The following is an 11,157-nucleotide window of genomic DNA, read 5'->3' on the forward strand; positions in this document are numbered from 1 at the left end:
AAAAATGGGGCAGTCTCAATCAATCGCCAAGCCTACTGTACCCAACAGCACGACGACTCGGAAGCGCAAATCGTACTTTATGCGCAAATGGCCATTGTATTCGATGATTCTGCCTGTCGTCCTTTTCTTTATACTGTTCAAGTACGTGCCGCTCTTCGGAAGCATGATCGCCTTTCAAGACTACAACGTGTTTCTCGGGGTGTCGAAAAGTCCGTTCGTCGGACTGAAGCATTTTCACAATTTGTTCGCGTATCCCGAATTTTACCAGGTGCTGCGCAATACGCTGCTGATCAGCTTGTACCAGCTAGTGTTTGGCTTCCCCGCTCCTATCGTGCTGGCACTGCTGCTGAACGAGGTGCGGAGAGCCTTCTTCAAACGAATTTCGCAGACGCTCCTGTATTTGCCTCACTTTCTATCCTGGGTTATCGTCGGCGGGATGGTGATCAACTTCCTTTCCCCGAAAACGGGCCTCATGAATGAAGTGATTCGCCATCTGGGCGGGACGCCGGTCTTCTTCATGCAAGAGCCGGATTATTTCAGGAGCATTGTCGTGCTGTCGGCGATTTGGAAAGAGGTTGGCTGGGGAACGATCATTTATTTGGCGGCCTTGACCGGCATCAATCCCGAGCTGTACGAATCGGCCGAGGTGGACGGAGCCGGGCGGCTTCGGCAGGTGTGGAGCATCACGCTTCCGGCGCTGCTGCCAACGATTATGGTGCTCCTGCTGCTGCGGATCGGCAATGTGCTCGATCTGGGCGTCGAACAGCTGTATATGCTGCTCAACCCGCTCGTCCTGTCCGTTGGCGATGTGTTCGATACTTACATTTATCGGATCGGCTTGGTCGGCATGCAATACAGCTATACTACTGCGATCGGCCTGTTCAAATCGGTGGTCGGGTTCATCCTCTTGATCGGAGCGAACCAGCTAAGCCGAAGAACGACCGGCAATTCGATCTATTGAGGAAGGAGCTCCCGCATTGATTCGAAACAGTCCCGCCCAACGGGCATTCGCGATATTCAATTACAGCTTTCTGACCCTGGTCAGCCTGAGCATGCTCATTCCGTTCATGCACATCTTCGCCGGCTCGTTCAGCAGCGGCAAAGCGATCACACAGGGACTTGTCAGCCTCTGGCCGGTCGAGTGGACGTTCGGTAATTATCAGGCGGTGCTCGGTGACCGGGCGATCTGGCGCGCTCTTGGCTTTACCGTGATGATTACGGTGCTAGGAACGACGATCAGCTTGTTCCTAACGTCGCTCGGCGCCTACGGGTTGTCGAAGCGGGATTTGAAAGGGCGATCGCTCGTCATCGTATTGATCCTGTTCACCATGATTTTTCAGGCGCCGCTTATTCCGACTTATCTGCTTGTGAAATCGCTGGGCATGCTGAATACGATCTGGGCGCTCGTCATTCCGAACGCGATTGCGGCCTTCAACTTGATCATCATGATCTCCTTCTTCCAGAACATCCCCGACGAGCTGCTGGATTCCGCCAAGATGGATGGCTGCGGCGAGTATGGGACATTATGGAGAATTGTACTGCCATTGTCGATGCCGTCGATCAGCACGATCGGGTTGTTCTACGCGGTCTCGTTATGGAACGGATACTTCTGGGCGCTTATGTTTATTCGGGACCCCAAGAAATATCCCTTGATGGTGCTGCTGCGGCGACTGCTCGTCGAGAGCGACGACAAGACCTTAATTCGGGCCAATATGGCCACCATGTCGGTGGAGGGCATCAAGATGGCGTCCATCATCGTAGCGACACTTCCCATTTTAATTGTATACCCGATGATCCAGAAGCATTTCGTCAAAGGGGCTATGCTGGGCTCGATCAAAGGGTAACAAGATGGATAAAAAAACAAAAGGGAGAGGTTAGTATGGGCAAAAGCAAAAAATGGGTACCGGTTCTCTTAGGAACCGTATGTGCGGCGGTCGTTGTGGCGGGGTGCTCGGATAACAATTCGGAAAGCCAATCGTCCGGAAGTCCTTCGCCATCCTCGTCTGCGGCGAAAAAGCCGACTCCGATCAAGGTCACGCTTACAACCGGCAACCTGGGGCGTGTGGTAGCGTCCCCCAATATTAATGAAGACAAATATTTGAAGAAACTGGAAGAGCTGTCGAATACCGATTTGACGCTATCCTTGCTCCCGCATGAGAATTACCAGCAGGCGATGTCGCTCCTGTTGGCGGGCGGCGATTTGCCGGACCTGCTGCAGACGAAGGGCATCAATACGCCGGAGATTTCCCCTGCGATCGATGCGGGCGTTCTGTTGCCGCTGAATGAATTGCTCGACAAGTATGGGCCGAACTTGAAGAAGAACGTGCCCGCCGAGTCTTGGAAATCGGGCCGCGTGAGCAAGGACGGCAAAATTTACGGAATCCCGGGGGAAAATCCGGTAACGAACGGTACAGTCGTTTATATGCGCAAGGATTGGCTCGATAAGCTGGGGTTGAAGGTGCCGAAGACGGTTGAAGAGTATGTCAACGTCCTCAAAGCTTTCCGCGACAACGATCCGAACGGCAACGGCAAGAAGGACGAGATTCCGTTCTCCGGCCGGGCCAAATTCTCCCACACGGGTCATTTCTTCGGCGCCTACGATGTTCCGATCGACGGCTGGCGGATGGTGAGCGGCAAGCTGACGCCGAACTTCGTACGCCCGGAAATGAAGGAAGCGCTTAAAGTGTACAAAATGCTGTATGACGAGAAGCTACTGGACAACGAATTCATTACGCAGCCGGGGAACGTATGGGATAACAAGATCGTCACCGGCCAAGTCGGCATGTGGGCGCATGCGGCTACGTATCCCGACACCTGGTTGACCCGCCTCAAACAAAATGTGCCGAATGCCGAAATCATTCTCGTTCCGGCACCGGTCGGCCCAAGCGGCAAGCCGGGAGGCATTTTCGCGGCAGGCTCCTCCGTATCGGACTTCGTCTGGACGATTCCGAAAAACGCCAAAAATCCGGAAGAGATCATTAAATTCCTGGATTGGTTCTACTCGCCGGAAGTACCGAAGGACTTCTTCCTCTACGGTCTGGAGGGCGAAGACTACACCAAGGAGAACGGCAAAGTCAATTACAAATACCCGACGGAAAAAGCGAAGTTCGACGACGAGAGCATGCACCAGGAATGGCTGCATTTCACGGGTCCGAAGCTGCACTTGACCGATGAAGCGTTCGTCAAAGGCCGGAGCATGGGCGATCTGATCTTCCAGGGAGTATCGGTAGCCAAGAAGGAAGGCATCCTTAACGACGGGCTGGACATCGATATTTTGCCGACGGTGAAAGCACGGCCGGAGCTCGCTTCCGACGGCATCTGGCTGGAATTCGCCTCGAAGGTCATCACCGGCAAGGAGCCCATCGACAAGTTCGACGAGTTCGTGGCGGACTGGAGAAAGCGCGGCGGGGATCAATGGATCGAGGAAGCGACCGCTTGGTACAACAAAACGAATAAAAAGTAAGGCAAACGAGCCGTTCCCTTCGGGGGAGCGGCTTTTTGTATCGAGCCCTGCCTTGCTGGAAAAGAGGCAGGTTGGTGAAGGCGAGGACACAGAACGAAAGTTAGCTAATAACAAACATAAATTTGCTATATTTCGGGTAAAATCGGGGGACGGCCGCATAACAAACAAATATTCGTTATTAGCAAACTGATTACAGGCATTAGCGGGGGTTGAGTTTGTAATGGCACGGGTGACTACAGAGCAAGGTTACTTGGCGATCGGCCGACTTGGGTTGCATCTACCATTACTTTTCCGCTTAAACCCAACATGCTAGCACGAACACCTCCAATTCCGGCCTGTAACTACTCGTTTGGTGAATTTGAAAAAAGAGCGCAACGAACAAAAGCAACCGAAGAGGGCAGGCAGAGGGAGTGGAGGAGCGAAGCGTTCGCCTTTGTAATCGTGGCCCAACCAATAACTCCATTCCATCAAGGGCCACGATTACAACAGCGACCGGAGCCCCTCTGCCTGCCCTCCCCACGCACCAACTGAACACCTACGCCAGAGTACCATTAGTTATGATTTTACTCAACGGGCGCCCAGCCTCTTACGAAAATCGGAGGGGTTCAGGCCGGTATATTTCTTGAAGCTTTTCGTGAAATGAGGGAGATCCGTGTAGCCCACTTGGGAAGCGATATCGGATGTTTTGTACACGGGATCGCGGAGCAAAGTTTTGGCTAGTTCCATGCGCAGGGTGGTCAAATAGGCCGAGAACGACATGCCCCATTCTTCCTTGAAGCTGCGGCTCAAATAACTGACGGACATGCCGAGCTGATCCGCGAGCTGCTGCAGAGACAAGCTGGGCGACGCATAATGCTGCTCCAAGTATTGCGCCATTTGACGAACATGCCGATAAGCGCCCCAATTGCGGCTGACTTGGCGCGCTTCGATCCACCGTCGGATGAACTCGGCATAGGGAGCCTCATGCGACTCGTGTGCCGAAGCGCGCTCCAGCCGCTCGGGAGAAGCCGGCAAAGGCTCGAAGCCGCCTCGGTCCGCAAGCGCGCTGGAGGCGAATCCCCATAGATCGCTGAGGAGCGACTGCACCCGAGCCGGGGCGAGCCCTTCCGCCTCCAGCCTGCGGCAGAAGCCGGAGAGGAGCGAGCAAGCCTCCTCCGTCTGCAGCGCCTCCATCTTGGCGGCAAGCTCCGCTCCGGTCTGGCTGCAGGCGGCGAGCAGCCGGGCATCGTCCGCTTCTATATGCCGTTTGGCCTGAAGCCGCTCGACAACCCCTTGAAGAGACTCCGCCAGCATCGAGGGGTCCAGCGGCTTCAGCAAATACTCCTTCACCCCGAACGGCATAGCGCGCCGGACATAGGAGGAATCGTCGTAGCCCGACAGGAAGAGCATTTCCGGCATGATGCGTTCCTTGTACAGCGCCTCCGCCAGCTCCAATCCGTCCATGACCGGCATACGAATATCTGAAATCAGCAGATCCGGGGACAACGCCCGCACCAGCTTCAATGCCTCCAGACCGTCCTCGGCCTCGGCAATAATCCGGAACAATCCCGATTCGGGGAGCAGCTTTTGCAATACTTTCTTGATGATCGGCTCGTCATCCACGGTTATAACGGTATACAACGGGAATCCCCCTTTCTGCAGCCCAGCCGGTTACTCTACATCTCTTCGATTCCGGAATTCCGACGGCGTACAACCATAGGTTTGCGTGAAGGCGCGGTTGAAGGAAGCATAATCGGAAAAACCGGAGGCATGGGCCGCAGCCTGCGCCTTCTGGTTCGGGTCGGCGAGCAGCCGGCACGCCTGATTCAGTCGAAGCTGCAACAAGTAGCGGCTGAACAAAGTACCGGTCTCGTCCTTGAAGGTTCTGCTGAAATGGGCTTTGGAGAGCATGCCCGCAGCATCCATCACCTCTTGAATCGACAAATCCTCCCGGCGGTACTCGGTGTGCATGTAGGCGAGCGCTTTCTCAATGCCCTTGTGCCGTCCGACAAAACGTTGCCGCGCCAGAACGGCCATAACGTCCTTCAGCCGCTCGGACAATTCGGTCGCCAGCCGCTCCGGCTCAACCTCGCGCAGCTCTGGAACAGGCAGCTCGGATGCGGCAGCCTCCGCACGGGCGTCCAGCTCCAGCCTCAGCATGGAGAGCAAGCTGTCATACGCAGCCTTCGGATCGCCATCCTGAATTTCAAGCAAGGCGGAATCATAGCGACCCACTTGTTCGTCTACGCCAGCTTCATCCAGCAGCCAAATCGCGTCGGCCAGCTTGGCGGAATACGTACGGCAGAGCGGCAGCCACTTGCTTCGCGCAGCCCTCTCTTGCCGTTGCGATTCGAAGCGGGCTTCGATCCTGTCGAGCGTTTCATACAACTCCTCCGGGGAGAGGGGCTTCAGCAAATAGGAGGATACCCCATACTTCAGAGCCTGTTGGGCATATCCGAAATCGTCGTAGCCCGAAAGGATGATTTTCTCACAAGCGATTTGGCTATCCGATAAATGACGGACCAGCTCCAACCCGTCCATCACCGGCATCGTAATGTCCGTGATGAGCAGATCGGGTGTCTGCAGCCGCGCCATCTCTAGCGCCGCTTGTCCATCCTCGGCTTCCCGGATGGAGACGAAACGCCCGTCTTCCAGCAGCAGCTTGCGCAGCGTCTTCTTAATAATCGGTTCGTCATCGACTAATAGAACGGAATACATGCTAGTTCGTCCACTCCTTAGGGTTCGGCGTACGGAAGCCTTAGCTCGATCGTCGTTCCATCCGGCCCGGAAGCGGCGATGAACAGTCCGTACGAATTGCCGAAAGCAAGGCGGATGCGATGATGGACGTTGATCAACCCGATATTCTGGTACTGAACAGGCAAGGTGTTGTCGGCGGGATCGGACTCCAGCAAGGAGAAGGAATGATTTAATGCTCCCCTTTGCTCAGGCTCCATCCCGCCGCCATGATCCTTGATCTGAAGAACGTAGGCGCGAGGCTCCAGTCTGGCGGCAAAAAGCAGGAAGTCCGGCCGTTTCTTGTGCCGCTCGTAGCCATGCTTAAACGCATTCTCCACGATAGGCTGAACGGACAGCCGCACGGCCTGCACCTTGGCCAGCGCTTCAGCGTCCAGTCCATCTTCCACAACCAAGTGAGGATAGCGCTCCTGCAAAATCGTCAAATACGTTCGAACATGATTGATTTCTTCCGCGAGCGAGACAATCTCTCGAGGATTCCCGATGCTGTAGCGGAAAATTTTCGCCAGTGCATTCGCCATTTTGCTAATGGGAGGGACGCCCTCCAGAATCGCATGGGAATTAATGAGCTCCAGCGTGTTATAGAGAAAATGGGGATTGATCTGCGCCTGCATCGCTTGCATGACCGCTTCCCTCGATTTCAACTGCATTTCCTTCTCGCGCAGCTGGGACGTATGCACCTCTTCGATGAGGCGGCGAATTTGGGTCACCATATGGTTGAAGCTGCGGTTCAGTCCCCCGATCTCGTCCCGCCTGGATTCAGGCGCCTTGACCGTCATTTCGCCGCTCTCGGCCCGTTTCATCAGACGCTGAAGATGAGAGAGCGAGCGGGTCAGCGAGAGCGAGAAGCCGGACAGGACGGCTAGCACGAAGAAGACGAGAATCGAGCCGATCCATATCGTGAGGTTGCGCATCTGAATCATGTTCCCGGTAATCTCCCCCAGCGGAACGTCCGACACCATGTACCAGTTCGTTTGAGGGGACTGATAGTAGATGAGCAGATGCTTTTCCCCGTCAATCGTTTTGAAATAGTAGCCTTTGTCCTTGTTGCGCTTGAAGTCTTCGAGATACGCGGCATTCGCCTTCGTGCCTTCCAGATCGAGGCTGGGATGATAAACGATCCGCCCGGCCGCATCCATAATCCACGTAAACCCGGTCTGACCAACCTTGAAGGTGGAGGCAATATTGGAAATCTGGTCCAGGTACAGGTCAATCACGATCAAACCGGCTTCGGTGAGCGTATTCATGTCGCTGAACCTGCGGACAACGGTCAGCACTTTGCTGGAGTCCCCCACTTCCGTCAAGCCGATGATTCGATATTTTTTCCCAATATTGCCGGCATCCATGTATGATTTGTATCGCTGTTCGCTAACTACGCCGCCATAGCTGGCTGTTCCGTTCGGAGTGATGATATTGAAGCCGTAGATGTCGGACCGTCCAAATACGTCGCTGCGTCCAAATAGAAAGCTTGGGAACACAATTTGTTCGATTTCCCTTGCAATTTCAACTCGGTCATAAGGGGCGTCCGGGCTGGCGTGGATAAATTTCTGGATAGTGGGATGTGTCGCCAGCGGATAAGTCATGCGCTCGAGGTCCGAGAAATAGGCGTCCAAGTGGTTCCCGATCTGATGCACCAGCCTTGTGTTGTAAGCGATTGCATTTTGCTCGATCGAACCGGTCGCGTTTTCATACCAGAGGAACCCAATTGTGAAAAAAGGAATGCAAAGAAAAACAAGGATGAGGATCATGAGCTTCGTCTTGATGGACAGGTATTTCACTTTGAGCTTGAGCATGCCTGCTCCCCGTTTCAGCTGAATTGTTGGGTATCCTTCATTATACCACGCCGCTCCTTCTCCATCTATTTAAGCACGACCCCGATCCGTCCATCCTCGATGACGAGTGGAAACTTCCGCAGCCGGACATGCTCTTTCACCAGCGAGCGCCCGGTCTTCAAGTCGAATTCCCACCCGTGCCAGGGGCAGCGCACGATTTCGCCCTCTCGCCCATACATGTACTCGTACACATTCGAAGGGAGGCTGGTGCCGCATACCGGCCCTCGGCACAGCTCCGCTCCTTGATGCGGACAGTAGTTGAGGTACGCGAAGTAGTCGCCCTTCACGTTGTAGATGCCGATCGACCGGCCGGCTACTTCGAACACGCGATGCTCGCCGACAGGGATGTCTTCCGTTTCCGCTACGAAATAGGGGGTCATGGCCATTCCTCTCCTCGAACAGGCAGGTTGTACAGCTGGCGTGCGTTTTCGTAAAAAATCCGATGCCTCGCCTCCGGGGACAGCCAGCCTAGGATAGGGTCCGGCGAGTCGAAATCCCAATGCGGGTAGTCGCTGGAGTAGAGCAGGATGTGCTCGGCGTCGATCATCTCGAAGATGCTTCTCAGGTGCTTCGGCTGGTTAGGCTCCTCGATCGGCTGCGTCGTCAGGAAGACGTGATCGCGGATGTATTCGCTCGGCAGTCGCTTCAGCCACGGCACCTGCGCGCGCAACGCCATGTAGTTTTTGTCGAGCCGCCACATCAGGTGCGGCAGCCAGGCGACGCCGCCTTCGACGAGCACGAAGCGGAGCGTCGGGAACTTCTCGAACACGCCCTCGCAGACGAGGCTGACGAGCTGGGCCATGAACGTCTGCGAGAGACAGGTGTGCCACTCGATGTACCAGGACGGGTAGCCGACTGCGGTCGGCGGGTTCGCCTGCCCCGCGCCTTCCGCCCCCGGATGGAGGGCGACCGGCAGGTTGTGGCGTGCGGCCGCCTCGTAGATCGGGTGGTAAAACCGCTGCCCGAGCGGCATCCGCGTCGCGCTGCTCATGATGACCTGCACCATTCCGGGATGCGGGCCGACCCGATCGATCTCGCGCGCCGCCAGCAGCGGATCTTGAGTAGCGACGAGAATCGAGCCGCGGAAGCGGGAGTCTCGGCGCAGCCACGTATCGATTAGGTAATCGTTGTACGCCGAGCAGGCTGCCGCCGCGAAATCCGGCTCATGACCGACCGACAGCTGGAACAGGTTGCTCGTCAGGATGGCGTACTCCATTTTATACGGATCAATCAACTGTTGGATGACGAAGTCCGGATCGGTCCCGGGCGCGCCTCCTCCAGGAGGCGAAGCATCCTTGCGGCCCACTCCGATCGGCGAGTAATAGCCGGAGTACAGGAGTCCGAGCCCGGAGCCGGCAACCCTAGAGCGCCAAGGCTCCTCCAAGTAGGGCAGCAGGTCCATGTGGCTGGACAAAGCATTGTGGACATCGCAATCGATCACTTTCGAATTCCGTTTCATCGTGGCGGCGCTCCTTTTGGACGAATAGGTTGGTGTCGGCAAGCCGTACGGAAAAGCGGGCATACGGACGTGTTTAGAACTATAAGGCGATTGTAATCTTTCCTTCCCCGGTGTACCATGAAAGAAACGATTCCGTTTGAACTATTCAATCATAATGAAGAGAAATTTTCCCGCAAGGAGGGAGGCCGCTTCATGTTCGGGTTGAAATCGGTCCTCTACGACGATCGGAAGGAGCTTGCCTATGTCGCGGAGAGCCCCACGCCTCACCATATCCTGATCTATGTCGTCGGAGGCAGCGTAACGTACTGGGTAAACGGAGATCGGCTATTGCTGCGTCAAGGAGATTGGCTGTTTATTCGGGAGGGGACGCGCCGGGCCTACGACAATGCCATCCATCAGAAATACTCCGCGCATTTCCGCATGGCCGAGCATACCCGGCTGCAGCCGCTGCTGGAACAGCCTTACACATACCGGCACATTCGCAACCGGGACTACTACAAGCAGCGGTTTTCCCGGCTTCTGCTGGAATGGTTCGACCGCGACCACGATCGCGACCACGTGAATGGGGAACGCGCAGGGCAAGAGCTGCTCTGCGAAGGCATCCTGCTGGAGCTGTTCGGCTTGGCGCTGAAGGACACGCGGCCACACGAAGCGACCGTGCCAACCCAGGAGCTCATCCATACGCTGCAAACGTTTATCCTTCACAATCATACAAAGCAGCTGCGGCTCACCGATCTGGCCGACCATGTCGATCGATCGCCGAACCATGTGACGAAGCTGTTCAAGCAGGTGCTGCGCCAGACGCCGATCGATTATATTCACCAGATGAAGGTTTTGATGGCTCAGGAGATGCTGCGGAGCGGCGGCATGACCGTAGCGGAAGTGTCCGACTACCTGGGCTATTGCGAGCAGTCGTACTTCCACCGGGTGTTCAAGAGGTTCACCGGGCTGCCGCCTTCCGCCGTGGCGAGGGGAACCAGGCCGTAGCAAGCAAACAAGCAGGGATCTCCCGGCCGGTCTGTAAAAGAACACACCTTTTCGGAGATCAAATCACACAAAGCGCCGAATGCAAAGCGTTACACTGAGAGCAGTGTAACGCTTTTGTCTGTTCAACTGCTCTAAGAAAGATTCCGGAAAAGGTGGGGACCAAGATGATCGCGATAGGACAATCCCAGCACACGATTACGCTGGAGAACAACCATCTGCAAGCTGTATTCAGCAAGGAGACCGGGGCGTTGCTCTCCCTGAGCGATACACGGACCGACTGGGCCATTCAGCGGCGGCCGGAGCTCGGCCGTTCGTTCTGCCTGCTGGTCCCGCTGGAGCACCGACGCGACAATCACGTCTACGGCATCGATCAGGCACCGCCTGTGATCGAGACGGTCTCCGACGACACCGTCACATTCACATGGGACCCAGTGACGAGCGACTATGGCGGAGAGCTTCCGATTCGCTTCACGGGCATCGTGCGGATTACGGAGAACGACCTGGAGTTCACCGCGGCGATCGATAACGACTCGGCTTACATCGTCGAAGCGGCTTATTGGCCGATTCTAGGCGACCTCTCGATGGCGGCGGAAACCCGGGAAGCGAATTGGCTGTATCTTACGCACGGACAGCATCAGATTCCGCTCTACCCGAAATTCGCCGGCCAAGCGTACTACAGGTCT

Annotated in this window: 10 protein-coding genes; 5 read left to right on the forward strand and 5 right to left on the reverse strand. The window is 55.8% G+C overall.

Annotation, left to right across the window (positions count from 1 at the left end; translation table 11 throughout):
* The first annotated feature begins 4 nt into the window (after positions 1 to 4).
* Genes PKO02S_RS11020 through PKO02S_RS11030 form a run of 3 tightly spaced genes read left to right on the forward strand, consistent with a single transcriptional unit; the run spans position 5 to position 3,463 of the window.
* The gene (locus PKO02S_RS11020) at positions 5 to 961 is read left to right on the forward strand and encodes an ABC transporter permease (RefSeq protein WP_246066925.1); all 957 of its coding nucleotides are present in this window, start codon (positions 5 to 7) and stop codon (positions 959 to 961) included.
* 16 nt (positions 962 to 977) lie between these two features.
* Positions 978 to 1,844, forward strand: a complete 867-nt coding sequence (locus PKO02S_RS11025) for a carbohydrate ABC transporter permease (protein WP_246066926.1) — start codon at positions 978 to 980, stop codon at positions 1,842 to 1,844.
* A 35-nt stretch (positions 1,845 to 1,879) separates the two neighbouring features.
* A complete protein-coding gene (locus PKO02S_RS11030; RefSeq protein ID WP_127582585.1) occupies positions 1,880 to 3,463 on the forward strand; it encodes an extracellular solute-binding protein in 1,584 nt (527 codons plus the stop codon).
* A 567-nt stretch (positions 3,464 to 4,030) separates the two neighbouring features.
* Here PKO02S_RS11030 and PKO02S_RS11035 read toward each other — a convergent pair.
* The 5 genes from PKO02S_RS11035 to PKO02S_RS11055 form a co-directional block, all read right to left on the reverse strand.
* Positions 4,031 to 5,083: a helix-turn-helix domain-containing protein gene (locus tag PKO02S_RS11035; protein ID WP_127582588.1), complete on the reverse strand. Its 1,053-nt coding sequence runs from the start codon at positions 5,081 to 5,083 to the stop codon at positions 4,031 to 4,033.
* A 30-nt stretch (positions 5,084 to 5,113) separates the two neighbouring features.
* Positions 5,114 to 6,160 carry a response regulator gene (locus PKO02S_RS11040; RefSeq protein ID WP_127582592.1) on the reverse strand — a complete coding sequence of 349 codons (1,047 nt, stop codon included), beginning with the start codon at positions 6,158 to 6,160 and terminating at the stop codon, positions 5,114 to 5,116.
* Positions 6,161 to 6,177: 17 nt separating this feature from the next.
* Entirely contained in the window at positions 6,178 to 7,989 is a 1,812-nt protein-coding gene (locus PKO02S_RS11045) for a cache domain-containing sensor histidine kinase (RefSeq protein ID WP_127582595.1), read from the reverse strand.
* 65 nt (positions 7,990 to 8,054) lie between these two features.
* Complete coding sequence (locus PKO02S_RS11050; protein WP_127582598.1) at positions 8,055 to 8,408, reverse strand: Rieske (2Fe-2S) protein; 354 nt, start codon at positions 8,406 to 8,408, stop codon at positions 8,055 to 8,057.
* A complete protein-coding gene (locus PKO02S_RS11055) occupies positions 8,405 to 9,487 on the reverse strand; it encodes an amidohydrolase family protein (protein ID WP_127582601.1) in 1,083 nt (360 codons plus the stop codon). Before PKO02S_RS11055 ends, PKO02S_RS11050 begins: the two co-directional genes overlap by 4 nt.
* A 192-nt stretch (positions 9,488 to 9,679) precedes the next feature.
* Between PKO02S_RS11055 and PKO02S_RS11060 the strand changes: the two genes are divergently transcribed.
* A complete protein-coding gene (locus tag PKO02S_RS11060; RefSeq protein ID WP_164821395.1) occupies positions 9,680 to 10,474 on the forward strand; it encodes a helix-turn-helix domain-containing protein in 795 nt (264 codons plus the stop codon).
* Positions 10,475 to 10,638: 164 nt separating this feature from the next.
* Positions 10,639 to 11,157, forward strand: a 519-nt coding sequence (locus tag PKO02S_RS11065; protein WP_164821396.1) for a hypothetical protein, incomplete at its 3' end; no start/stop codon positions are given.

The sequence above is a fragment of the Paenibacillus koleovorans NBRC 103111 genome, from assembly GCF_004000845.1.
Lineage (GTDB): Bacteria > Bacillota > Bacilli > Paenibacillales > NBRC-103111 > Paenibacillus_AA > Paenibacillus_AA koleovorans.